This window comes from Microvirga sp. HBU67558 (genome assembly GCF_018069605.1).
Lineage (GTDB): Bacteria > Pseudomonadota > Alphaproteobacteria > Rhizobiales > Beijerinckiaceae > Microvirga > Microvirga terrae.
The window spans coordinates 1-23148 of the sequence record NZ_JAGPUP010000546.1 but is presented as its reverse complement, the minus strand read 5'-3'; the positions used below and the strand labels follow the sequence as shown (position 1 = coordinate 23148).

The 23148-nt window shown below is 62.4% G+C and carries 22 protein-coding genes; all 22 read right to left on the bottom strand.

Going from position 1 to position 23148, the window contains the following annotated elements; genetic code table 11:
• Positions 1 to 322: 322 nt before the first annotated feature.
• Entirely contained in the window at positions 323 to 1018 is a 696-nt protein-coding gene (locus tag KBI52_RS22360) for an ABC transporter ATP-binding protein (RefSeq protein WP_210811815.1), read from the bottom strand.
• Between the two features lie 2 nt (positions 1019 to 1020).
• Positions 1021 to 2310 (bottom strand): lipoprotein-releasing ABC transporter permease subunit, encoded by a 1290-nt coding sequence (locus tag KBI52_RS22355; protein WP_173950498.1) that lies wholly within the window; start codon positions 2308 to 2310, stop codon positions 1021 to 1023.
• 6 nt (positions 2311 to 2316) lie between these two features.
• On the bottom strand, positions 2317 to 3645 hold the full coding sequence (gene proS, locus KBI52_RS22350) for a proline--tRNA ligase (RefSeq protein ID WP_173950497.1): 1329 nt from the start codon (positions 3643 to 3645) through the stop codon (positions 2317 to 2319).
• A 392-nt stretch (positions 3646 to 4037) separates the two neighbouring features.
• On the bottom strand, positions 4038 to 4376 hold the full coding sequence (locus KBI52_RS22345) for a DUF1467 family protein (RefSeq protein WP_173950496.1): 339 nt from the start codon (positions 4374 to 4376) through the stop codon (positions 4038 to 4040).
• Positions 4377 to 4383: 7 nt separating this feature from the next.
• Positions 4384 to 4788 (bottom strand): methylmalonyl-CoA epimerase, encoded by a 405-nt coding sequence (gene mce / locus KBI52_RS22340; RefSeq protein ID WP_210811813.1) that lies wholly within the window; start codon positions 4786 to 4788, stop codon positions 4384 to 4386.
• Between the two features lie 20 nt (positions 4789 to 4808).
• Entirely contained in the window at positions 4809 to 6482 is a 1674-nt protein-coding gene (locus tag KBI52_RS22335; protein WP_210811810.1) for a ribonuclease J, read from the bottom strand.
• Entirely contained in the window at positions 6482 to 7312 is an 831-nt protein-coding gene (locus KBI52_RS22330) for a biotin--[acetyl-CoA-carboxylase] ligase (RefSeq protein ID WP_210811808.1), read from the bottom strand. The genes KBI52_RS22335 and KBI52_RS22330 overlap by 1 nt, the downstream gene beginning before the upstream one ends.
• A gap of 2 nt (positions 7313 to 7314) precedes the next feature.
• Entirely contained in the window at positions 7315 to 8754 is a 1440-nt protein-coding gene (gene nuoN, locus KBI52_RS22325) for an NADH-quinone oxidoreductase subunit NuoN (protein ID WP_173950492.1), read from the bottom strand.
• A 7-nt stretch (positions 8755 to 8761) separates the two neighbouring features.
• A complete protein-coding gene (locus tag KBI52_RS22320; protein ID WP_173950491.1) occupies positions 8762 to 10273 on the bottom strand; it encodes an NADH-quinone oxidoreductase subunit M in 1512 nt (503 codons plus the stop codon).
• The gene (gene nuoL / locus KBI52_RS22315; RefSeq protein WP_210811806.1) at positions 10273 to 12321 is read right to left on the bottom strand and encodes an NADH-quinone oxidoreductase subunit L; all 2049 of its coding nucleotides are present in this window, start codon (positions 12319 to 12321) and stop codon (positions 10273 to 10275) included. Before nuoL ends, KBI52_RS22320 begins: the two co-directional genes overlap by 1 nt.
• Positions 12322 to 12345: 24 nt before the next feature.
• On the bottom strand, positions 12346 to 12654 hold the full coding sequence (gene nuoK, locus KBI52_RS22310; protein ID WP_173950489.1) for an NADH-quinone oxidoreductase subunit NuoK: 309 nt from the start codon (positions 12652 to 12654) through the stop codon (positions 12346 to 12348).
• Positions 12655 to 12665: 11 nt separating this feature from the next.
• On the bottom strand, positions 12666 to 13280 hold the full coding sequence (locus KBI52_RS22305) for an NADH-quinone oxidoreductase subunit J (protein ID WP_173950488.1): 615 nt from the start codon (positions 13278 to 13280) through the stop codon (positions 12666 to 12668).
• 136 nt (positions 13281 to 13416) lie between these two features.
• Positions 13417 to 13905, bottom strand: a complete 489-nt coding sequence (nuoI, locus tag KBI52_RS22300; RefSeq protein WP_210811803.1) for an NADH-quinone oxidoreductase subunit NuoI — start codon at positions 13903 to 13905, stop codon at positions 13417 to 13419.
• Positions 13906 to 13916: 11 nt separating this feature from the next.
• Complete coding sequence (nuoH, locus tag KBI52_RS22295) at positions 13917 to 14942, bottom strand: NADH-quinone oxidoreductase subunit NuoH (protein ID WP_173950486.1); 1026 nt, start codon at positions 14940 to 14942, stop codon at positions 13917 to 13919.
• An 11-nt stretch (positions 14943 to 14953) separates the two neighbouring features.
• Positions 14954 to 17032, bottom strand: coding sequence for an NADH-quinone oxidoreductase subunit NuoG (gene nuoG / locus KBI52_RS22290; protein ID WP_210811802.1), 2079 nt, complete (start codon positions 17030 to 17032; stop codon positions 14954 to 14956).
• An 8-nt stretch (positions 17033 to 17040) separates the two neighbouring features.
• Positions 17041 to 18342 (bottom strand): NADH-quinone oxidoreductase subunit NuoF, encoded by a 1302-nt coding sequence (gene nuoF / locus KBI52_RS22285; RefSeq protein ID WP_173950484.1) that lies wholly within the window; start codon positions 18340 to 18342, stop codon positions 17041 to 17043.
• A 14-nt stretch (positions 18343 to 18356) separates the two neighbouring features.
• Entirely contained in the window at positions 18357 to 19415 is a 1059-nt protein-coding gene (gene nuoE, locus KBI52_RS22280; protein ID WP_210811800.1) for an NADH-quinone oxidoreductase subunit NuoE, read from the bottom strand.
• Between the two features lie 116 nt (positions 19416 to 19531).
• Entirely contained in the window at positions 19532 to 20722 is a 1191-nt protein-coding gene (locus KBI52_RS22275) for an NADH-quinone oxidoreductase subunit D (RefSeq protein WP_173950482.1), read from the bottom strand.
• Between the two features lie 18 nt (positions 20723 to 20740).
• The gene (locus KBI52_RS22270; protein WP_173950481.1) at positions 20741 to 21343 is read right to left on the bottom strand and encodes an NADH-quinone oxidoreductase subunit C; all 603 of its coding nucleotides are present in this window, start codon (positions 21341 to 21343) and stop codon (positions 20741 to 20743) included.
• Positions 21344 to 21358: 15 nt separating this feature from the next.
• Complete coding sequence (locus KBI52_RS22265; RefSeq protein ID WP_173950480.1) at positions 21359 to 21943, bottom strand: NADH-quinone oxidoreductase subunit B family protein; 585 nt, start codon at positions 21941 to 21943, stop codon at positions 21359 to 21361.
• Positions 21934 to 22299: an NADH-quinone oxidoreductase subunit A gene (locus KBI52_RS22260; RefSeq protein WP_036351452.1), complete on the bottom strand. Its 366-nt coding sequence runs from the start codon at positions 22297 to 22299 to the stop codon at positions 21934 to 21936. The genes KBI52_RS22265 and KBI52_RS22260 overlap by 10 nt, the downstream gene beginning before the upstream one ends.
• A gap of 173 nt (positions 22300 to 22472) precedes the next feature.
• Entirely contained in the window at positions 22473 to 22901 is a 429-nt protein-coding gene (locus KBI52_RS22255) for a low affinity iron permease family protein (RefSeq protein WP_173950479.1), read from the bottom strand.
• Between the last annotated feature and the right edge of the window lie 247 nt (positions 22902 to 23148).

The following is a 23148-nucleotide window of genomic DNA, read 5'->3' as shown; positions in this document are numbered from 1 at the left end:
GAGGACTATGTTCCTGTGAATCCCGGTGGGTTCTTGTGGATCCCGGTATCAAGCGATGGGAGAAAGGACCAGAGCCCAGATTGCCACGGCAGACCCGAACATGGCCAGGGAAGCGATTTCGGCGGTGGTCTCGAGGATGAAGCGAAGCATGGTTTGATCTCCGTGTTCCCAATATGTTCATTTTTGTTCATTGGATGTTCTGTGTAAAGCCCGTGCGAAGCTCAGGCATGGGACGGAGTCAACAAAACATTAAAGGCGACAGCAGGCATCATTTGCCGCCGACCGTGTCGTCACAGCCGATCTCACGTGGAAGAGTGATCTCTTACGGCAGCTGAACGATCAGACCGTCGCGGATCGTCACGCGCCGGTCCATCCGAGCCGCGAGTTCCATGTTGTGCGTGGCGATCAGGGCCGCGAGCTTGGACGCTCGGACGATCGCCACCAGGGTCTGGAACACCCGATCGGCCGTATTGGGATCGAGGTTGCCGGTCGGCTCGTCGGCGAGAAGCAGCCGGGGAGCGTTGGCCACCGCCCGCGCGATCGCAACGCGCTGCTGCTCACCGCCGGACAGCTCCCCGGGACGGTGATCGAGACGTTTGCCGAGACCCAGGAACGTCAGCAGCTGGGCTCCGCGGTCCTGGGCTTCCGCTCTCGGTAGGCCGCGGATGAGTTGTGGAATCACCACGTTCTCAAGGGCCGAGAACTCCGGCAGGAGATGGTGGAACTGGTAGACGAAGCCGAGCTCCTCCCGCCGGACGCGCGTGCGCTCCTGGTCGTTCATGGAGGCTGTCGGCTTCGAACCCACGAAAACCTCGCCGCCATCCGGCTTTTCGAGCAGGCCAGCCAGGTGAAGGAGGGTCGACTTCCCCGTTCCTGAGGGCGCGATGAGGGCCACGATCTCGCCCGGCCAGATTGCAAGATCGGCGCCGCGCAGTACCTCGAGGAAGCTGTCTCCCTGCGGATAGCGGCGCTCGACCTTGGAGAGATAGAGGGCGGGTTGGGACTGGGCTGCCGACATACTCAACCGTAACGCAACGCTTCGACGGGATCGAGCTTCGCGGCCCGCCAGGATGGATAGAGAGTCGCCAGAAGCGACAGAACCATCGCCATGATGAGGATGGTTGCCACCTCGGTCGGATTCACCTCGGCCGGCAAGCGGCTCAAGAAGTACAGTTCCGCAGGGAAAAGATTGGTATTCGTCAGCCGGGAGATGACGTCCCGAATGGTTTCGACATTGAGCGCAAGCAGCAATCCGAGACCGAACCCGGCAATCGTGCCGACGATGCCGATCGACGCGCCCGTGATCAGGAAGACCCGCATGACGGCCCCACGGGTCGCCCCCATGGTGCGAAGGATCGCGATGTCCTCCGACTTGTCCTTCACGAGCATGATCAACCCGGAGATGATGTTGAGCGCCGCCACGAGCACGATCAGTGTCAGGATCAGGAACATCACGTTCCGCTCGACCTCCAGTGCGCCGAAGAAAGTTCGGTTGCGCTGACGCCAATCGGTCATCAGAATCGGTCGCCCCGCCGCTTCGTCGATCGCCGCACGGGCCTCGTCCACCCGATCGGCATTGTCGAGATAGACCTCGATGAGCTGCACGTCGTTGTTGCGGTTGAAGTAGTTCTGAGCTTCGGTCAGCGGCATGAACACGAACGTCGAGTCGAACTCCGACATGCCGATTTCGAAGATCGCCTTGACCGGATAGCCTTTCACCCGGGGCGCGGTGCCGAACGGTGTCGATGCTCCGCGCGGCGTGATGAGCGTGAAGGTGTCACCAGCCTGAAGCGACAGCGCATCGGCAAGGCGACGGCCGATCGCGACCCCCTCACCTTCCTCGAAGTTCTCCAGCGTGCCCTGGCGCAGATTGCCCGCGATATGGTCGATCTTGCGCAGATCGTCAGCCCGGATGCCGCGCACGAGAACGCCGCTGCCGTTGTACTGAGAGGAGCCGAACGCCTGCCCCTCGACGAGAGGAATGGCTCGCTTGACGCCCGGTACCGCGGCGATCCGCGCTGCAACCTCCGGGTAATCGGTGAGCGGACTTTCCAGCGGCGCCACGAAGATATGGCCGTTGATGCCGACGATCTTGTCGAGAAGCTCCTTACGGAAACCGTTCATGACCGACAGCACCACGATCAGCGTCGCAACACCGAGCATGATGCCCAGGAAGGAGAAGCCGGCAATGACCGACACGAAACCCTCACGCCGCCGCGTGCGCAGATAGCGCCCGGCGAGCATCCACTCGAAGAGCGAGAAGGGTTTGGTTCCGGCCGGCCCCGTGCTTGCTTTTCTTTCCTTGGCCATGTCAGCTTATTGGCGAACCGTGAGGCGAGCGATTACGTCTTCAACCGCAAGATGTTCGCGCTGTCCCGTTGCGCGATGCTTCAATTCCACCTTGCCTTCGGCAAGACCTTTCGGCCCCACCAAAATCTGCCACGGGATCCCGATGAGATCGGCCGTGGCGAATTTTCCGCCAGGACGCTCGTCTCGATCGTCATAGAGCACGTCCCGCCCTGCCGTTTCCAGTTCGCGATAGAGGCGCTCGGAGGCAGCGTCCGTCGCTGTGTCGCCGACCTTCAGGTTCAGGATCGCCACGTCGAAGGGAGCGACGGCTTCCGGCCAGATGATTCCGTTCTCATCATGGCTCGCCTCGATGATTGCGGCGATCAGGCGGCTCGGTCCGATGCCGTAGGAGCCCATATGGACCGGCCTCTCCTGCCCATCGGGGCCCATCACCTTCGCGCCCATGGGCTCGGAATACTTGGTGCCGAAGTAGAAGATGTGACCGACCTCGATGCCGCGGGCGGACATCTTCTTTTCATCCGGAACCGCCTCGAATGCCGAGGCCTCGTGCATCTCGGACGTAGCGGCGTAGAGCGAAGTCCACTTGTCGACGGTGCTCTGGAGACCCGGGATATCGTCAAAATCCGTATCGGCCGCCGGAACGTCGAAGTTCAGATAATCCGCGTGACAGAAGACCTCGCTCTCGCCGGTCGAGGCCAGGATAATGAACTCGTGGCTGAGATTCCCCCCGATGGGACCCGTATCGGCCCGCATCGGGATCGCCTTCAGTCCCATGCGGGCGAAGGTGCGAAGATAAGCCACGAACATCTTGTTATAGGAATGAACGGCGCCAGCCTGATCGAGATCGAAGGAATAAGCGTCCTTCATCAGGAATTCGCGCGAGCGCATGACACCGAAGCGGGGCCGGACCTCGTCCCGGAACTTCCACTGAATGTGATAGAGGTTCAGCGGCAGATCCTTGTAGGAGCGCACATAGCCCCGGAAGATCTCGGTAACCATCTCCTCATTGGTCGGCCCGAACAGCATGTCGCGCTCATGCCGGTCCTGGATGCGTAGCATCTCCTTGCCGTAGGCGTCGTAGCGCCCGGATTCCCGCCACAGATCGGCGGACTGGATCGTCGGCATGAGAAGCTCGAGAGCGCCTGAGCGGTTCTGCTCCTCACGGACGATCGCGTTGACCTTGTTCAGAACCTTCAGGCCGAGCGGCAGCCAGGCATAAATTCCGGCAGATTCCTGCCGGATCATTCCGGCGCGCAGCATCAAGCGATGGGAGACGATCTCCGCCTCTTTCGGCGTCTCGCGGAGGATGGGGAGGAAGTAGCGGCTCAAACGCATGGGACGCCTTTGGGTCTCGATCAATATAGGAGAAAGGTAGCGACTCGCTTCCAGCACACAACACAGCCCCCGGGGAAAAGACAAGCTGTCATCGTCCGATCAGGCCTGCGGCGAGATGGATTAGACCAAAGATCAATACAAGAAATGCCGAAAAATGCATCAGGAGGTGCCCATAAAAGGTGACATGGTCGGGCAAGGTGACTATAAACGAAACGCTAACGTCTTAGACCTTCCAAGGTCAGAGGCTACGGTCCGAGTTTCGGGAGGAACAAGATCCCCAAGTGCCCTGAGGCGCTGGTCTGAGAAAGCCAGGGATCAAAAATTGCCAAAAGGCAGTTCAGGCAAGGCGAAAGCCTTGCTTTTCTTTTTTGTGGCTCCTCTTCTTCTTGGTTCTACAGACCGGCCAGAGGAAAAACCGCCGCAACAACGATCAGGACGACGGACGCGAGAAATGTGGTCCAGATAGCCTTTTCCCGAAGGGCCGGAAGGGCTGGGGCTCCGGGCTCGCTTCCCTGAACCACATCCCCGCTTTCGACTTGGCTGCGGACGCCGAAGGGTAGAACGGCAAAAAGCAGGATCCACCAGATCACGAAGTAGAGCGCCAAGCCCCCGCTGATCCGCAGGCCGAAGGCTTGGACAACTACCGTGACGGCCAGACCGGACACGACCATGACGACCGCGATCGTGGACCAGAGTGATCCCGCCAAGGTTTTTACGAAGTTTATCAACACCTTGTCCTCAGGCTTGCTCGAGTTCGACGAGCGTGCCGTTGAAATCCTTGGGATGAAGGAAGAGAACCGGCTTCCCGTGGGCTCCAATCTTTGGCTCTCCGGAGCCGAGCACCCTCGCGCCGGAAGCAAGAAGCCGGTCGCGCGCCGCAATGATGTCATCGACTTCATAGCAGATATGGTGCACCCCGCCGTCCGGGTTCTTCCCCAGGAACTTGGCGATGGGCGATTCCTCTCCCAGCGGTTCCAGAAGCTCGATCTTAGTGTTGGGCAGCGTGATGAAAACGACCGTAACGCCGTGCTCCTCCAGAGCCTCCGGCGCCGAGACATCGGCCTCTAGGGTCTTCCGGTAGAGATCTGAAGCGGCCGCGATGTCAGGCACGGCTATGGCAACGTGATTGAGGCGTCCGATCATAGGCGTTCCCCCTTCAGGTCCTAAGCCTCGATGACGAGCACATGGCAGGCGGGCTTCTTGCCCCATTCCTGGTTCACGGCCGCGCGGACCGCCCGGTGGACGGCATTCTCGACGGCCTCGGGATCTCGCCGCTTGGCTTTGGAGAGGCCATCCAGCAGGTCGGCCACGGTGTCCGCGATGATGTCGGTCAGGTCACGACCCTGCCTGTTCTTGTCGGGGATGCCCATGGCGTCGATCACCGGATCTCCAACAAGATCGCCCCGGTCGTCGATGGCGATCGCCACGGTGACGATGCCCGCAAAGGCAAGCTTGCGGCGCTCCGGCAACGCCCGCTCGCCGGCCCCGATGACGATATTGCCGTCGCGGTAGAGACGCCCCGCGGGGACATTGTCGACGATCTCAGCAGGGCCGGGCGAAAGGCGTACCAGCGTTCCGTTCTTGGCCCGGACGACTTCCTGCACGCCTTGAGCCCTTGCGAACTTCGCGTGTTCGCTCAGGTGCAAGGGCTCGCCATGGGCCGGAATGGCGATCCGCGGACGGGTCCACTGGTACATCTGCGCCAGCTCGCCGCGCCGGGGATGTCCGGACACGTGCACCAGCTCCGTCCGGTCGGTGATCACCTCGATGCCCTGCTCGATCAGACTATTGATGATAGAGCCAACAGCTTTCTCGTTCCCAGGAATGGCCCGGGAGGAGAAGATCACCCGATCTCCGGCGGAAAGCGCGATGTCCGGGTGCTCGTCCTGGGCGATCCGGGCGAGAGCGGCCCGGGGCTCACCCTGCGACCCGGTCAGGACGGCCACGATCTTGTCACGTGGCATGTAGCCGAAGTTTTCCGCGGAACGGAACTCCGGCAGGTCATCCAGGAAACCACACTCCTTGGCGACCTCGACCACACGATCCATGGCACGACCAACAACAACCACCTCACGACCACACTCGCGGGCTGCCTCTGCAACCGAGCGAATGCGGGCGACGTTGGACGCGAAGGTCGTGACCGCGACACGGTGCGGCGCATCCTTGATCAATTGGGCCAAGTTCCTGGAGACGTCGGACTCGCTCGGACTTGTGCCGTCGCGGACCACATTGGTGGAATCGCAGACGAGCGCCAATACCCCTTCGTCGCCCAAGGCACGGAAAGCTTCCTCCGAGGTCAGGCTGCCGAGGTATGGCGTGTTGTCGAGCTTCCAGTCGCCTGTATGCACCACCAGTCCGTGCGGTGTGCGGATTGCAAGGGCGTTGGATTCCGGAATCGAATGAGCGACCGGCACGTACTCGATCTCGAAGGCACCAAGCTTCAGGCGTTGCCCGGGGACGATTTCGTTCAGGTCGACCTTCGGCGCATCGGCTTCGGACAGACGCCGTGTCTCCAGGAGGCCGATGGCGAACCTTGTCGCATAAACCGGCGCGCGGAGGCGCGGCCACATCTCGACCAGCGCGCCGATGTGGTCCTCGTGCGCATGCGTGATGAAGATACCGAGAAGGTTGTGCCGCTCCTCTTCGATGAATCGGAGGTCGGGATAGACGACATCGATCCCGGGGAGGTTCTCCTCGCCGCCAAAACCCATGCCGCAATCGACGAGGATCCACTGTCTATCGTCCTCCGGACCGAAGCCGTAGAGGGCAGCGTTCATGCCGATTTCGCCAAGTCCTCCAAGTGGGAGAAAGACCAATTCATCCTGGTGGGAAGCCATCAAGTTCCAGACCTTTTCGAGCCAACGCCAGGCTTGGCTATATCGTGCAGCAAATTGGGAAAATAAAGGTCGCCTGCGTCGATCAGTTCCATTCCGGCGGTGCTTTTCAGCTGAAGGCGTCCGGAAGGGTCAAGCCCCTCGAAGACACCGGCTTTTTCGCCTGAAGGAAGGCGAAGCGTCACCTGCTGGCCGAGCCCTGCAGCACGCTCCATCCAGAGCTGCCGGATTGCGCCGAATGGATCGGAGACGTTTCCACGAGTGGAAGTTCGCCACGCCGAGAAAGTTCGGGCGAAGGCCGAGGACAGGACGGTGAATACCTCCTCCCTCGCGAGGCGCGGTCGAACGGACCGCAAGGCAGTTGCCGGGTAAGGTGTTCCGCTCGGGGCGAACGCGACATTGACCCCGAACCCGATCACGATGGCCAGTGGCCCGTTAGGCTGCAGGCGATGCCCTTCGAGCAGAAGGCCTGAAACCTTCGCGCCGTCGAGCAGGAGGTCATTCGGCCATTTCAGGGACAGGCGCGGTGCGCTGATTCCCGAGACCGCCTCGACGGCCTCATGGAGCGCCAACCCTGCAACGAAGCCGAGTTGCGGAGCCGATCGCATATCGCACGGATCGATCAGGAGCAGGCTGGCATAGAGGTTGCCTGGAGGCGAGGACCATTGGCGGCCATGCCGTCCCCTCCCCGCCAACTGCTCGCGGGCCGTGATCCAGAGCTTTCCCCTGTCGCCCGCGCGAGCAGCCTGCAGAGAATCGTCGTTCGTCGAGTTCGTCGCCTCGAGCGACAGAAGCCGATACCCGGCGGCCTCGGTCTCGGGCGACAGACGCACGATCAGAACAAGGAGCGCGCGGCGGCGCCCGCTGCGTTGACGATCGGGGCCGGGATCAGCCAGAACAGCAGCACCACGGCGCTCGACACGACAAGGACGAAGCTTACGCCCGGAGACATGCGCTCGAACCGCTCGACCGGTGCATCGAAGTACATGACCTTGACGATGCGCAGGTAGTAATAGGCGCCGATTACGCTCGTCACGACGCCGATGACGGCCAAGGTGACGAGATTGGCCTGGATCGCCGCGGCAAAGACGTAGAACTTCGCGAAGAAACCCGCCAGCGGCGGTATGCCGGCCAACGAGAACATCATCATGGCCAGGCAGAACGCGAGCGCCGGATGAGTTCGCGCTAGACCTGAAAGATCGTCGATTGACTCGAACATCACGTTCCCGCGGCGCAGGCCGAGGATCACCGCGAAGGTGCCGAGCGTCATGGCAAGGTAGATGGCCATATAGACCACCACGCCCTGGACGCCCTCAGGCGTACCGGCAGCCAGGCCGATCAACGCATAGCCCACGTTGCCGATGGACGAATAGGCCATCAGGCGCTTCAGATTGCGCTGACCGATGGCCGCGAAAGAACCGAGAGCCATGGAAGCGATCGAGATGAAGACGATGATCTGCTGCCACTGGACCAGGATGCCCGGGAAGGCATCGATGAACACACGGGTCGCCATCGCCATGCCGGCCATCTTCGGAGCGGCCGCGAAGAAGGCGGTCACGGGGGTCGGCGACCCTTCGTACACGTCCGGCGTCCACATGTGGAACGGCACGGCCGAGATCTTGAAGGCGATGCCGGCTGCTACGAAGACGAGGCCCACGACGGCGCCGATGCCGACGTTCCCCTGCAGGACGGAGGCGATGACCGGGAACGACACGCTCCCGCTAAAGCCGTAGACCAGCGAAGCGCCGTAGAGCAGCATGCCCGACGAAAGTGCTCCGAGCACGAAGTACTTCAGCCCGGCTTCCGTCGAACGTTCGTTATCGCGGTCGAAGGCTGCGATGACGTAGGAGGACAGGCTGAGCAGTTCGAGCCCAAGATAAAGCGCGATCAGATCATTCGCCGAGATGACCATCATCATCCCGATCGTCGATAGCACGATCAGGATCGGGTACTCGAAGCGGTAAATCCCCTCGCGACGCATGTAGTCCAGGGAGAGGATGATGCCGCCGGCCGATGCAAGGAGCGTCAGCGCCTTCATGAACTTAGCGAATCCGTCGATCACGAAGGACCCGGCCATGGTCTCGACCCGCTCCGACGGGAGCATCAGGACCGCCACGAAGGTCACGGCGAGCAGCGCGAGCGCGATGATGCTCATGCCGAAGCCAGGGCGTTCGCCGCGGAATGCGCCGAACAGAACCAGGACGAGAACTCCGACCGCCATCAGGATCTCTGGCAGCATCGGACCGAAAGCGGGAATGGTGAGGGCGGGATTCATCGTGACCTCAGTGTGCCGCGACAGCGGCCGTTTTCACGGTGGCGAGCGCAGCCTGAACGCTGTTCATGAGCGCGTCCGTCGGTGCCGCGAAGGCATCAAGGATCGGGCCCGGCTGTACGCCGTAATAGATGATGAGCAGGATGAGCGGAGCAAACGTAATGATCTCGCGACGGTTCAGGTCCGTGATTCCCTGCAGGGCCGGCTTCTCGAGCGGTCCGTAGACCACACGACGGTAGAGCCACAGCGCATAGGCTGCCGAGAGGATCACGCCGGTCGCCGCGAAGAACGCCACCCAGGTGTTCGACCGGAAGGCTCCCATCAGGGTCAGGAACTCGCCGATGAAGCCCGAGGTCCCCGGCAGGGCCACGTTCGCCATGGTCAGAATGAGAAACACCACCGCATAAAGAGGCATGCGGTTGACGAGCCCGCCATAGGCCTTGATCTCGCGGGTATGCATCCGGTCATAGATCACGCCGACGCTCAGGAACAGCGCCCCGGAGATCAGACCATGTGAGATCATGGTGAACATGGCGCCTTGGATGCCCTGCTCGTTCATGCTGAACAGGCCCATGGTCACGAAGCCCATATGCGCCACCGACGAGTAGGCGATCAGCTTCTTGATGTCCTCCTGCATCAGGGCGACCAGCGAGGTGTAGATAATCGCGATGACGGACAGCGCATAGACCAAGGGAGCGAAATAAAGCGACGCATCCGGGAACATAGGCAGGGAGACTCGGACGAAGCCGTAGCCGCCCATCTTAAGCAGGACGCCTGCCAGGATGACCGAGCCGGCCGTCGGCGCTTCCACGTGAGCGTCCGGCAGCCAGGTGTGAACCGGCCACATGGGCATCTTCACCGCGAAGGATGCGAAGAAGGCCAGCCAGAGCCAGATCTGCAGATTCGGAGCGAATTTGAAGGCAAGCAGCGTCGGGATATCGGTGGTTCCGGCGGCCCAGTACATGGCCATGATGGCCAGGAGCATCAGGACGGACCCGAGGAGCGTGTAGAGGAAGAACTTGAAGCTCGCATAGATGCGGCGCTTGCCGCCCCAGATTCCGATGATGAGGAACATCGGAATGAGACCCGCCTCGAAGAACAGGTAGAAGAGCACCAGGTCGAGAGCGCAGAACACACCAATCATCGTGGTCTCGAGCACTAGGAAGGCGACGAAGTACTCCTTGACCCGGCTCTCGATCGAATCCCAGGAGGCCAGGATGCAGAACGGCATCAGGAACGTGGTGAGCAGCACGAGCGGCATGGAGAAGCCATCGACGCCCAGCTTGAACCGGATCGTCTCGGTCAGCCAGGAATGGCTCTCCACGAGCTGGAACGACGCGGATGCCACGTCGAACCGCGCCCATGCCACGAGCGACAGCAGGAAGGTCGCGACCGTCGTGGCAAGGGCTGCCCAGCGTGCGTTCGAGCGAGCAGCCTCGCTGTCGCCCCGCAGGGTCAGGATGAAAGCCGCTCCGACGAGGGGCAGGATGAGCAGGCCGGAGAGGATGCCGAAGCCGAGCATTAGTGGGCTCCCCTGAAGAGATAGAAGGTCACGAGAGCCGCAACGCCGATCAGCATCGCGAAGGCATAGTGGTAGACGTAGCCCGTCTGCACCCGCACCACGCCGCGCGTCACATCGAGAACGCGGGCCGAGATGCCGTCCGGCCCGAGTCCATCGATGATCCGCTGGTCACCGGTGCGCCAGAAGAAGCGTCCGATCGCCATGGCCGGACGAACGAAGATCGCGTCGTACAGCTCGTCGAAGTACCACTTGTTGAGCAGGAACCGGTACAGGATCGGGTGGTCGGCCGCCAGCTTCGCCGGCTGCTTGGCGTCAATGATGTACATGTAGACTGCAACCAGGAAGCCGAGGATCATCATGATCGTGGGAAGAAGCGGCACCCAGCCCGGAAGATGGTGCATCGTTTCCAGGATGTGGTTGTTCGGCCCCGTGAAGATCGCGCCCTTCCAGAACTCCTCGTAGCCTTCCCCGATGAACGCGCTGTGGAAGATGACGCCGGCGAGAACAGCCCCGATGGCGAGCACGAGCAGCGGCACGAGCATCACGAGCGGGCTCTCGTGCGGAAGGTGCGAGCCATGGTGCCCGTGCGCATGATCGTTATGGCCGTGCTCGTGCTGGGCCTGAGAGCCCGGCTCGACGTCGTGGCCCGACTCATCGTGCTCCACGCCTTCGTGGGCGCTCGGAGCATGGTGCCCATGGCCCCAACGGGCGGTTCCCTCGAAGGTGAGGAAGAACAGGCGCCAGGAGTAGAATGATGTCATGAATGCGGCAACGACCGTGGCCAGAAAGGCGAAGGAGCCTGCCGACGAATGGGCCGCATAGGCCGCCTCGATGATCGCGTCTTTCGAATAGTAGCCTGCCGTGAACGGGAAACCCGTAAGCGCCAGCGTGCCGACCGCCATCATGGCCGTGGTGAACGGTATGTAGCGGCGCAGGGCGCCCATATGGCGGATATCCTGCTCATGGTGCATGGCATGAATGACCGAGCCGGCGCCCAAGAACAGCAGGGCCTTGAAGAAAGCGTGCGTGAAGAGGTGGAACACGCCGGCCCCGTAGGCGCCGACCCCGAGGCCCACGAACATGTAGCCGAGCTGCGAGCAGGTCGAATAGGCGATGACCCGCTTGATATCGTTCTGAACCAGACCGATAGTCGCGGCAAAGAACGCCGTGATGCCGCCGATCACCGTCACGACCGTCAGAGCGGCCGGCGCATATTCGAAGACCGGTGACAGGCGGGCGACCATGAACACGCCGGCGGTCACCATGGTTGCGGCATGGATGAGGGCCGAGACCGGGGTCGGGCCTTCCATTGCGTCCGGGAGCCAGGTGTGCAGCAGGAACTGGGCAGACTTGCCCATGGCGCCCATGAACAGCAGCAGGCAGGCGATCGTCAGCGCGTGCCATTCGATCCCAAGGAAGGTGAAGCGCGCATTCGCGAACTCGGCAACGCGCGGGAAGATCCCGTCGAAGGTCACGCCGTTGAACAGCACAAAGATCGTGAAGATGCCGAGCAGGAAGCCGAAATCACCGACGCGGTTGACGATGAAGGCCTTCATGGCCGCCGCGTTGGCCGAGTCCTTCTGGTACCAGAAGCCAATGAGGAGGTAGCTCGCGAGGCCGACGCCCTCCCAGCCGAAGAACATCTGGATGAGATTGTCCGCCGTCACCAGCATGAGCATGGCGAAGGTGAAGAGCGAGAGATAGGCGAAGAACCGCGGACGGTGCGGATCCTCGTGCATGTAGCCGATGGAATAGAGGTGCACCAGCGCCGACACGGTGTTGACGACGACTAGCATCATGGCCGTCAGCGTGTCGATCCGGAACGCCCAGTCAACCTGGAGATCGCCGACTGACATCCACTGGGCGACCTGGACGCGGGTGGCGCCCTCGCCGAAGCCGACATGGATGAAGGAAACCCACGACAGCACCGCCGCGATGAAGAGCAGTGCCGTGGTGATGAGTTCGCTGGGACGGGCTCCGAGCACACGCCCGAAGATGCCTGCGATGAGGAAGCCGACGAGCGGCAGGAAGACGATTGCGTGATACATTGTCGTTTACTTCGCCGTTCGGGCTCAGCCCCTCAACCTGTTGACGTCTTCGACTGCGATCGAGCCGCGATTGCGGAAGAAGACCACCAGAATGGCAAGGCCGATCGCCGCCTCCGCCGCCGCGACCGTGAGGATCAGCATGGCGAAGATCTGGCCGACGATGTCGTTCAGGTGGGTCGAGAAGGCGACCATGTTGATGTTCACGGCGAGCAGGATCAGCTCGACCGACATCAGGATGACGATCACGTTCTTCCGGTTGATGAAGATACCGAACACCCCGAGCGTGAAGAGCACGGCGGCGACGGTAAGGTAATGGCCTAGTCCGATAACCATTGCGTGCCTCCTTAGATGCCCTGCCGGAAGGGAACCTTCCGAACCTCGACGGCAGTCTCCTGCGTCCTGGCGTTCTGCTTGGAAATGTCCTGGCGCCGGACGCCGACCCGCTCACGCAGGGTCAGCACGATGGCGCCGATCATGGCGACCAGCAGGATCAGGCCGGCTGCCTGGAAAAAGTAGAAGTAGCGGGTGTAGAGCACCTGGCCGAGCGCCTCGGTGTTGGTCATGACATCGGGCGCCGGAATTGGCACGGCTGGCGAGCGAACGAGGCCTGGATCGACCGTATAGGCTCCTACGACGAGGATCAGCTCAAGGAGGAAGATCACACCGATCACGCCGCCGATCGGCAGATACTGCAGGAAGCCCTGGCGAAGCGCGGCGAAGTCCACGTCGAGCATCATGACGACGAAGAGGAAGAGCACCGCGACCGCGCCCACATAGACGATGACCAGGATCATCGCCAGGAACTCGGCTCCCATCATCAGGAACAGACCCGCCGCGTTGACGAAGGCCAGGATGAGGAAGAGCACCGACTGCACGGGATTGCGGGAGGCAATCACCATGAAGCCGGAGGCGATCGTGATCGTCGCGAACAGATAGAAGAAGGCGGCGGTAACCGTCATGTTCAGCTTAAGCCGCCCGAGGCGGCCCCTTCCGACGTGGCGCCGGAGAATCCGGCGGCCTGTCTATAAAATCCGAATCCGACGGGCACAACCCGCCGGACCTGCTTGCTCCCTGCCCTGCGGGCAGAAAGCGTTCTTACCGGTAGGGCGCGGTCTTCGCGATGTTGCGCGCGATCTCACGCTCCCAGCGCTCCCCGTTTTCGAGAAGCTTGGCCTTGTCGTAGTAGAGCTCCTCGCGGGTCTCCACGGAGAACTCGAAATTCGGCCCTTCGACGATCGCATCCACCGGGCAGGCCTCCTGGCACATGCCGCAATAGATGCATTTCACCATGTCGATGTCGTACCGGGTTGTCCGGCGGGTGCCGTCATTACGGCGCGGGCCGGCTTCGATGGTGATGGCCTGAGCCGGGCAGATAGCCTCGCAGAGCTTGCACGCGATGCAGCGCTCTTCTCCATTGGGGTAGCGGCGCAGAGCGTGCTCACCGCGGAAGCGGGGTCCGCGGTGGCCCATTTCGAACGGGTAGTTGAGGGTGGCCTTCGGCTTGAAGAAGTACTTCACCGTCAAGATGAAGCCTGAGATGAACTCCTTCAGCAGGAGGGATTGGGCGATGCGGTCGAGGTGCATGCCGATCTCCTTTAGCGGACGCCCGGCGCATTGCCGGTCGCCATCAGGACAGCCGCCACGATGACGACCATGGCCAGCGACAGAGGAAGGAAGACCTTCCAGCCGAGGCGCATGAGCTGGTCGTAGCGGTAGCGCGGAACCAGGGCTTTCACCATGGCGATGAGAATGAAGAGGAAGCTCGCCTTGAGCACGAACCAGATCACGCCCGGCACCCAGGTGAAGGGGGCGAACGGGATCGGCGACAGCCAGCCTCCCAGGAACAGGATCGTGCCCAGCGCACACATGGTCATGATGGCCACGTACTCGCCGAGCATGAAGAGCAGGTACGGGGTGGAGGAATACTCCACCATGTAGCCGGCCACGAGCTCGGACTCAGCTTCCGGCAGGTCGAAGGGTGGACGGTTCGTCTCGGCCATGGCCGAGATGAAGAAGACCACGAACATCGGGAACAGCGGCAGCCAGTACCAGCCGAAGAGGCCCAGGCGTGTGTTCTGCGATTCGACGATGGCCGAGAGGTTGAGCGTTCCGGCGCACATGAGCACCGTGACGATCACGAACCCGATCGACACCTCGTAGGACACCATCTGGGCTGCGGAGCGAAGCGCACCGAGGAACGGGTACTTCGAGTTCGAGGCCCAGCCGCCCATGATGACGCCGTACACGCCGAGGGACGAGATCGCGAAGATGTAGAGAATGCCCACATTGATGTCGGCGATCGCCCAGCCCGCATTCAGCGGAATGACCGCCCAGGCGGCCAGCGAGAGCGTACACATCACCAGAGGGGCCAGCAGGAACATGCCCTTGTTGGCCGGCGCCGGGATCACCGGCTCCTTCAGGACGAACTTGAGCAGGTCCGCGAAGGACTGGAGCAGCCCCCAGGGACCGACCACGTTGGGGCCGCGACGAAGCTGGACGGCCGCCCAGACCTTGCGGTCCGCATAGAGCGCATAGGCGATGAAGATGAGCAGAGCCACGAGCATGAGCAGGCTCTTGCCCAGCATGATCGCGACTGCGACGAGGATGTCACCAAATTCCATGATCGTTCCTCTTACTCAGCCGCCTCGAGCTTCAGCTCACGGGCGAGCGCCGAGCACTCGGCCATGACGCCGGAGGCGCGGGCAATCGGGTTCGTCAGATAGAAGTCCTTCACCGGACTCGCGAACGGCTCGCGTCCGAGGGTTCCGCCAAGACCGGCAAGGGCTTGAACGGCGGCAAACCCGTCGGCCGCCTGGACCGTGTCGACGGCCGCAAGGTGCGGGTAATGGGCATAGAGTTTCGCCCGCAGAGCATTGAGCGAGTCGAACGGCAGGCGATGGCCCAGCACGTCGGAGAGCGCACGCAGAATGGCCCAGTCCTCACGAGCCTCGCCGGGCGCGAAAGCGGCCCGATTGGCGAGCTGCACCCGCCCCTCCGTGTTCACGTAGGTCCCAGACTTTTCCGTGTATGTGGCTCCCGGCAGGATCACGTCTGCGCGATGGGCGCCGCGGTCACCATGGGTGCCCTGGTAGATCACGAAGGCTCCGGGGGCGATGTCAATCTCGTCTGCGCCGAGATTGAACAGCACGTCCACTTCGCCCTGCACCATGGTCTGAGCGTTCAGACCCCACTCTCCGGGGACCATTCCGAGGTCGAGTGCACCGACGCGGGAGGCGGCTGTGTGCAGGACCGAGAAACCGCTCCAGCCATCCTTGACGGCGCCGACGTCGCGGGCGAGCTGCGCGGCTGCCGAGAGAACGGCCAGCCCGTCGGGACGGGACAGAGCGCCCTGCCCCACGATGATCAGCGGACGCTCCGCCACACGAAGCTTCTCGATGAAGCTGTGACGGCCGCCGGCCAAATCGGCCAGCGTCTCGGGCCCCGCGCCGAGATACTCGTAGGGATAGGTCAGGTCGGCGTGCTCGCCGATCATGGCGATCGGCGGCGGGGCCATGCGCCAGCGCTTGCGGATCCGCACGTTGACGAGCGATGCTTCGATCCGGGGGTTGGATCCCACGATCAGGATCGCGTCCGCATCCTCGATGCCCGTGATGGTGCTGTTGAAGAGATAGGAGCCGCGCCCATAAGCCGGTGTCAGGACCGATCCGTCCTGACGGGCGTCGATATTGGTGACGCCGAGGCTCTGCATGAGGAGCTTCAGCGCATACATCTCTTCCACGGCGGCAAGATCACCTACGATGGCGCCGATGCGCTTCGGATCCGTACCCTTCACCCGACTGGCGATGGTCGCGAAGGCTTCTTGCCAGGACGCGGGACGCAGGCGACCGTTCTCACGCACGAAGGGACGATCCAGGCGCTGCAGGCGCAGGCCATCGACGATCTGTCGGGTCTTGTCCGTGATCCACTCCTCGTTCACTGCTTCGTTCACGCGCGGCAGGATGCGCATGACCTCACGACCACGGGAATCGACACGGATCGACGAGCCGACTGCGTCCATCACGTCGACGGAATCCGTCTTGGTGAGCTCCCACGGCCGATAGTGGAAGGCTTCCGGCTTATGGGTGAGCGCACCGACCGGGCAGAGGTCCGCGACGTTGGCCTGGAGTTCAGAGCCCAAGGCACGCTCGAGATAGCTCGTGATTTCCATGTCCTCGCCGCGCCAGAGGGCGCCCAGGTCTGGCACTCCCGCCACCTCGGCGGAGAAGCGCACGCAACGGGTGCAGTGGATGCAGCGGTTCATGGAGGTGCGCACCAACGGACCGAGATACTTGTCCGTCACCGCACGCTTGTTCTCGTGGTACCGGCTGGTGTCGACGCCGTAGGCCATAGCCTGGTCCTGCAGGTCGCACTGGCCGCCCTGGTCGCAGATCGGGCAATCGAGCGGGTGGTTGATGAGGAGGAACTCCATCACCCCTTCCCGGGCCTTCTTCACCGTCGGAGACTTGGTGGAGATTTCCGGCGGCTCCCCGTTCGGGCCGGGACGGCAGTCGCGCACGCCCCAGGCGCAGGACGCGACCGGCTTCGGAGCCCCCTTCACTTCGACGAGGCACATGCGGCAATTGCCGGCAATAGAAAGCCGTTCGTGGTAGCAGAAGCGCGGAATCTCCGCTCCGGCCGCTTCGGCGGCCTGGAGCAGCGTGTATTCCGCGGGAACGTCGACCTCGACGCCATCAACGATGATTTTCGCCATCTTCAATCTCACTCCGCCGCGATCAGGACGGATTCGGAATGCGGGTTTGCCGCGTAATCGTCGATCCGCTTCTCGATCTCGTGACGGAAGTGGCGGATCAGACCCTGAACCGGCCAAGCCGCGGCGTCGCCAAGCGCGCAGATGGTGTGGCCTTCGATCTGGGTCGAGACTTCGAGCAGCATGTCGATCTCGCGCTTCTGGGCGCGGCCCTCGGCCATGCGGGTGAGCACGCGCCACATCCAGCCCGTGCCCTCGCGGCAGGGCGTGCACTGGCCGCAGCTCTCGTGCTTGTAGAAGTACGAGATACGGGCAATCGCTCGGACGATGTCGGTGGACTTGTCCATCACGATCACGGCCGCAGTGCCGAGACCTGACTTCAGGTTCCGAAGCGTGTCGAAATCCATGTAGGCATCGGCAATCTGCTCGGCCGGGACGATCGGGACGGACGAACCGCCGGGAATGACGCCGAGCAGGTTGTCCCAGCCGCCGCGGATGCCGCCGCAATGGCGGTCGATCAGTTCGCGGAAGGTCAGGCCCATGGCCTCTTCCACGTTGCAGGGCTTGTTCACGTGACCAGACACGCAGAACAACTTGGTTCCGACATTGTTTGGGCGGCCGATACTGGAGAACCACGAGGCGCCGCGGCGCAGGATCGTGCCCGCCACAGCGATCGACTCGACATTGTTGACCGTCGTCGGGCAGCCGTAGAGGCCCATATTGGCCGGGAACGGCGGCTTCAGGCGCGGCATGCCCTTCTTGCCTTCCATGCTCTCGATGAGCGCCGTCTCCTCGCCGCAGATATAAGCGCCTGCGCCGTGGTGGACGTAGAGGTCGAAGGGATAGCCGTGGATATTGTCCTTGCCGATGAGCCTGGCCTCATAGGCCTCGTCCACCGCCCGCTGCAGGGCGTGGCGCTCGGCCACGTATTCTCCGCGGATATAGATGTAGGCCGCGTGGGCTCCCATGGCGAAGGACGCAATGAGACAGCCCTCGACGAGGAGATGCGGATCGTTCCGCATGATCTCCCGGTCCTTACAGGTTCCCGGCTCGGACTCGTCGGCGTTCACGACCAGGTAGTGCGGACGGCCGTCCGACTGCTTGGGCATGAACGACCATTTCAGGCCGGTGGGGAAGCCGGCGCCCCCGCGACCGCGCAGCCCCGACGCCTTCATCTCGTTGATGATCCAGTCGCGGCCCTGCTCGAGGAGGAACTTCGTTCCGTCCCAGGCGCCGCGCATCTTCGCGGCCTGAAGGTCCGGCGAGTGGAACCCATAGAGGTTGGTGAAGATACGATCTTTGTCCTGAAGCATTCCCGATCACTCCATCAGGACGACTTGTTGTCTTTGTCGACGATCACGTCCGGCTTGCTCTCGCTTCCGTCGCGGCGGCTCTCGGCTTGCGCGGGCGGCGTCCCGGCGACTGGCGTCGTCGGGCTGCTCGGCACGGCTTCGCCTTCTTTCTTGGGCGACGCCACATAGGACTTTCCGCTCTGCGGGGCCGGCCTCGGCTCGGCCTCGGTGTGCGACCGGCCCTTCGTGGCCGTCGAGGGATCGGCGGCTTCTTTTTGGTCGGTCGGGTTGATCGGCGTCTCGCCTTCCTTCGCGCGCTTGGCCGGGGTGTCGGCCGCATCGCTCTCGATCGGGCGTCCGGCGGTCGGCTTGGCGGCCTTCACGTCCTGCGGAATGGAGGCCATGGCGGCGGCGGGCTCGGCCGTCTCGGCAGCCTTGGCCTGCTCCTCGAAACGCTTGCGCCAGGCGCCGACCACGGAACCGTCGTAGAGAGCCGGATCTTGAAGTGTGTTCACGGCCTCGAACGGCTCGGACCGGTTGCGGCCGATCTGGGAACCGACCTTCACCGGATGGCCTGCTGCGAGATCATCGAGGAGCTTCTCGAAGTTCTCGGTGGTCAGGTCCTCGTAATAGTCGTCGTTGATCTGCACCATCGGGGCGTTCGAGCAGGCGCCCAAGCATTCGACCTCGAGCCAGGAGAAGTTGCCGTCGGCAGTCACATGGTTCTGATCGCCGATGCGGCGCTCCAGCACCTTTTTAATCTCGCCGGCACCACGCAGGACGCATGGCGTCGTCCCACAGAACTGGATGAAGTACTTTCCAACCGGCTCGAGGTTGAACATCGTGTAGAACGTTGCCACCTCCATGACACGGATCACCGGCATGTCGAGCTTGGCTGCGACGGCTTCGATGGCCTTACGGGGCAGCCAGCCGCCCGCCTGCTCCTGAGCCTTGCCCAGGAGAGCAATGACGGCAGAGGCCTGCCGGCCGGGCGGATACTTGGCGATTTCCTTCTCCGCGAAAGCTTCGGTCTCTGTGGAGAGGACGAAGCTCTCGGGCTGCATGTCTTCAGGCGCGAGCTTGCGAACGGCCATACACTCTTCTCCTCATCGCCATGGACGGGCATAAGGCCCGGCCATTCGCGACTTGAACTTCTCCAGCACGCCTTAAGAGCGTGGATATCCGCCCCGCGACCGGGGCGGCTTATGCTTTAACGATCGACCTCGCCGAACACGATGTCGATGGAACCCAGAACGCCCGCCACGTCGGCCAGCATGTGGCCACGGCACATGAAGTCCATGCCCTGAAGATGGGCAAAACCCGGAGCGCGCACCTTGCAACGATACGGCTTGTTGGTGCCGTCCGAAACGAGGTAGACGCCGAACTCGCCCTTCGGAGCCTCCACGGCCACATAGACCTCGCCTGCGGGTACGTGGAAGCCTTCCGTGTAGAGCTTGAAGTGATGGATCAGCGCTTCCATCGAGCGCTTCATGTCCTTACGCGAAGGTGGTGCAACCTTGCCGTCGAGGGTCGAGACCGGACCCTGCCCGTCCGGAGCCCGCAGCTTGTTCAGGCACTGACGCATGATCCGCACGGACTGGCGCATCTCCTCCATGCGGATGACCTGGCGGTCGTAGTTGTCGCCGTTCTTGCCCACGGGGATGTCGAATTCCATCTCCTCGTAGAGCGAGTATGGCTGTGACTTGCGCAAATCCCAGGCGACGCCGCAACTGCGAACTATAGCCCCCGAGAAGCCCCACTTCCAACAATCGTCCAGCGTGAGCACGCCGATGTCGACGTTACGCTGCTTGAAGATGCGGTTGCCGATGACGAGGGTGTCAAGATCGTCGAGAACCTGCAGAAATGGGTCGCAAAAGGCCTCGATATCGTCGATCAGCTCCGGCTGGATATCCATGTTCACGCCGCCGGGACGGAAGTAGTTGGCATGCATGCGCGAGCCGGAAATCCGCTCATAGAAGATCATGAGCTTCTCGCGCTCCTCGAAGCCCCAGAGGGGCGGCGTGAGCGCGCCGACGTCCATCGCCTGCGTGGTCACGTTGAGGAGGTGAGAGAGAAGGCGCCCAATTTCTGAGTAGAGGACGCGGATCAACTCGGCGCGGCGGGGGATCTCGATGCCAAGGAGCTTCTCGACCGCCATGCAATAGGCGTGCTCCTGGTTCAAAGGCGCGACATAGTCAAGGCGATCGAAATAGGGATTCGCCTGAACGTAGGTCTTGTACTCGATCAGCTTCTCGGTGCCGCGATGCAGCAGGCCGATATGCGGGTCAACGCGCTCGACGACCTCGCCGTCGAGCTCCAGCACGAGGCGCAGGACGCCGTGGGCCGCCGGGTGCTGCGGACCGAAATTGATGGTGAAGTTGCGGATGTTATGCTCGCCCATGGGTCGCCTCTCCGCTCCTTATGCCTTGGCCTTCTCGTCGCCGGGCAGCACGTAATCAGTGCCTTCCCACGGCGACAGGAAGTCGAAGTTACGGAATTCCTGATTGAGCTTCACCGGCTCATAGACCACGCGTCCCTGCCCGTCGTCATAGCGAACCTCGACGTAGCCGGTCATCGGGAAGTCCTTGCGCAGGGGATGGCCCTCAAACCCGTAGTCCGTGAGGATCCGGCGGAGGTCTGGATGACCAGAGAACAGGATCCCGTAGAGATCGTAAGCCTCGCGCTCGAACCAGTTCGCCGCCGGCCAGAGGCTGACGAGCGATGGCACAGGCGTCACTTCGTCCGCTTCCACCTTCACGCGGATACGGCGGTTATGGTGCGGCGCAAGGAAATGATAGACCACGTCGAACCGCATCTCGCGGGCCGGATAATCGGCACCGCAGATATCGATGAAGCAGACGAAGCGGCATTGCGGGTCGTCCCGCAGGAAGGTCGCCACGCGAATGATATCCTCGCGGCGGACCACGATCGTCAGCTCGTCGAAGGCAATGGCCCGGCTCTCCACCGCCTCGCCGAGGGACGAGGCGATGTAATCGCTCAGGGCTTGGAGATCAGCACTCATGCAATGACCTTATGCTCAGCGCTCGATGGTGCCGGTGCGGCGTATCTTCTTCTGCAGAAGCAGAACCCCGTACAGGAGTGCCTCGGCGGTCGGCGGACAGCCCGGCACGTAGATGTCGACCGGAACGATCCGGTCGCAGCCACGAACCACGGAATAGGAATAATGGTAGTAGCCGCCGCCGTTGGCGCAGGAGCCCATGGAGATGACGTAACGCGGCTCCGGCATCTGGTCGTAGACCTTGCGGAGGGCGGGGGCCATCTTGTTCGTGAGGGTGCCGGCCACGATCATCACGTCGGACTGACGCGGTGACGCGCGCGGAGCGAAGCCGAACCGCTCGGCGTCATATCGCGGCATGGACATCTGCATCATCTCGACGGCGCAACAGGCCAAGCCGAAGGTCATCCACATGAGCGAGCCCGTGCGCGCCCAGGTGATGAGGTCCTCGGTCGAGGTGACGAGGAACCCCTTGTCGGACAACTCCTCGTTGATCGAAACGAAATAAGGATCCGTCGAACCGGCCGGCTTGCCCGTATTCGGGTCAATGATGCCACGCGGCGCGGGAGCGACCAGGGTCGACTGGGTCTCGGAGATCAGTCCCATTCCAGGGCCCCCTTCTTCCACTCGTAAATGAATCCGACCGTCAGCACGCCGAGGAAGATCATCATGGAGATGAATCCGAACCAGCCCAGGTTCCCGAAGGTAATGGCCCACGGGAACAGGAATGCAACTTCGAGGTCGAAAATGATGAATAGGATGGCGACGAGATAGAACCGCACGTCGAACTTCATGCGGGCATCGTCGAAGGCGTTGAACCCGCATTCGTAGGCGGACAGCTTCTCGGTATCCGGACGACTGTAGGCGACGATGAAGGGCGCCACGAGCAGCGCGACCCCGATCAGGAGCGACACGCCAATGAAGATTACGAGAGGCAGGTAGTCGGCGAGGAGATTCGTCATACGACACCTAGAACGAACTGAGCTCGGCCCACGGCCGGCAATCTGAAACGCATTTAGGCCTCAGAAAGGCCCGACAAAAGCCCCTGCGACAACACGCTGATTGCGCGGTTGGCTTAGCTGAGTTCCCTTTCGCTGACAAGTGTTTGCACTGCCGCAAAAAGAACCATTCCAAACTACGACGTGGCCCTTTCCGCTGCGCTTGCAGCCTTTCGGTTGGCTGCGGCCTCTGCCTGGCCGGCAGCGGCCTCCGCTCTGGCCTTGGCCTCGCACTTGGCTCGAATCTTGTCGAGCTCTTCCTGGGTCAGGTGTTCGATACCGATGAACACGTTCTGGGCCGCGCTGGCCCGGATCAATTCGTCAAGCTTGGCCTGAATGGCCGCGCCATCGCGATTCTGGGTATTCTGGATCAGGAACACCATCAGGAAGGTCACGATGGTGGTCCCGGTGTTCACGATCAGTTGCCAAGTGTCGGAGAACCCGAACAGGGGTCCGCTGACGCCCCATAACAGGATTACGACGAGGCATAGGCCAAAGGTCATGGGTCGCCCCGCCACCTGGGCCACCCAGTTGGAGAAGCTTGTGAACCATCTGGACGTCACCATACGCGACCTCTCACCTGCCTTTCGATAACGCCCAGCTTCGCCAAACGTCTCAATACCGTGTGGAGAATGCGCCCGGAGGGGAAAAGTGCCGCTTCCTCGGAGCTTGAACGCCATTGCCCGGACGGAGCAGATCGAGGATCCGCTGATCGCGGCCCCTGAGACACTGGCGATTTAATGAGGAAAGTGGCGCGGGCGACGGGGCTCGAACCCGCGACCTCCGGCGTGACAGGCCGGCACTCTAACCGAC

What these genes read in the sequence shown, in the direction of transcription:
- KBI52_RS22260 (WP_036351452.1), bottom strand. Translation starts at nt 22,299, where the DNA reads ATGACGAATCTCCTCGCCGACTACCTGCCTCTCGTAATCTTCATTGGC.
- KBI52_RS22360 (WP_210811815.1), bottom strand. Translation starts at nt 1,018, where the DNA reads ATGTCGGCAGCCCAGTCCCAACCCGCCCTCTATCTCTCCAAGGTCGAG.
- KBI52_RS22255 (WP_173950479.1), bottom strand. Translation starts at nt 22,901, where the DNA reads ATGGTGACGTCCAGATGGTTCACAAGCTTCTCCAACTGGGTGGCCCAG.
- KBI52_RS22270 (WP_173950481.1), bottom strand. Translation starts at nt 21,343, where the DNA reads ATGAGTGCTGATCTCCAAGCCCTGAGCGATTACATCGCCTCGTCCCTC.
- mce (WP_210811813.1), bottom strand. Translation starts at nt 4,788, where the DNA reads ATGATCGGACGCCTCAATCACGTTGCCATAGCCGTGCCTGACATCGCG.
- KBI52_RS22320 (WP_173950491.1), bottom strand. Translation starts at nt 10,273, where the DNA reads ATGCTCGGCTTCGGCATCCTCTCCGGCCTGCTCATCCTGCCCCTCGTC.
- nuoN (WP_173950492.1), bottom strand. Translation starts at nt 8,754, where the DNA reads ATGAATCCCGCCCTCACCATTCCCGCTTTCGGTCCGATGCTGCCAGAG.
- proS (WP_173950497.1), bottom strand. Translation starts at nt 3,645, where the DNA reads ATGCGTTTGAGCCGCTACTTCCTCCCCATCCTCCGCGAGACGCCGAAA.
- nuoG (WP_210811802.1), bottom strand. Translation starts at nt 17,032, where the DNA reads ATGGCGAAAATCATCGTTGATGGCGTCGAGGTCGACGTTCCCGCGGAA.
- nuoI (WP_210811803.1), bottom strand. Translation starts at nt 13,905, where the DNA reads ATGCACCTCGACCGCATCGCCCAATCCCTCCTGCTGAAGGAGTTCATC.
- nuoE (WP_210811800.1), bottom strand. Translation starts at nt 19,415, where the DNA reads ATGGCCGTTCGCAAGCTCGCGCCTGAAGACATGCAGCCCGAGAGCTTC.
- KBI52_RS22265 (WP_173950480.1), bottom strand. Translation starts at nt 21,943, where the DNA reads ATGGGACTGATCTCCGAGACCCAGTCGACCCTGGTCGCTCCCGCGCCG.
- KBI52_RS22275 (WP_173950482.1), bottom strand. Translation starts at nt 20,722, where the DNA reads ATGGGCGAGCATAACATCCGCAACTTCACCATCAATTTCGGTCCGCAG.
- nuoK (WP_173950489.1), bottom strand. Translation starts at nt 12,654, where the DNA reads ATGGTTATCGGACTAGGCCATTACCTTACCGTCGCCGCCGTGCTCTTC.
- KBI52_RS22355 (WP_173950498.1), bottom strand. Translation starts at nt 2,310, where the DNA reads ATGGCCAAGGAAAGAAAAGCAAGCACGGGGCCGGCCGGAACCAAACCC.
- nuoH (WP_173950486.1), bottom strand. Translation starts at nt 14,942, where the DNA reads ATGGAATTTGGTGACATCCTCGTCGCAGTCGCGATCATGCTGGGCAAG.
- KBI52_RS22335 (WP_210811810.1), bottom strand. Translation starts at nt 6,482, where the DNA reads ATGGCTTCCCACCAGGATGAATTGGTCTTTCTCCCACTTGGAGGACTT.
- nuoF (WP_173950484.1), bottom strand. Translation starts at nt 18,342, where the DNA reads ATGCTTCAGGACAAAGATCGTATCTTCACCAACCTCTATGGGTTCCAC.
- nuoL (WP_210811806.1), bottom strand. Translation starts at nt 12,321, where the DNA reads ATGTATCACGCAATCGTCTTCCTGCCGCTCGTCGGCTTCCTCATCGCA.
- KBI52_RS22305 (WP_173950488.1), bottom strand. Translation starts at nt 13,280, where the DNA reads ATGACGGTTACCGCCGCCTTCTTCTATCTGTTCGCGACGATCACGATC.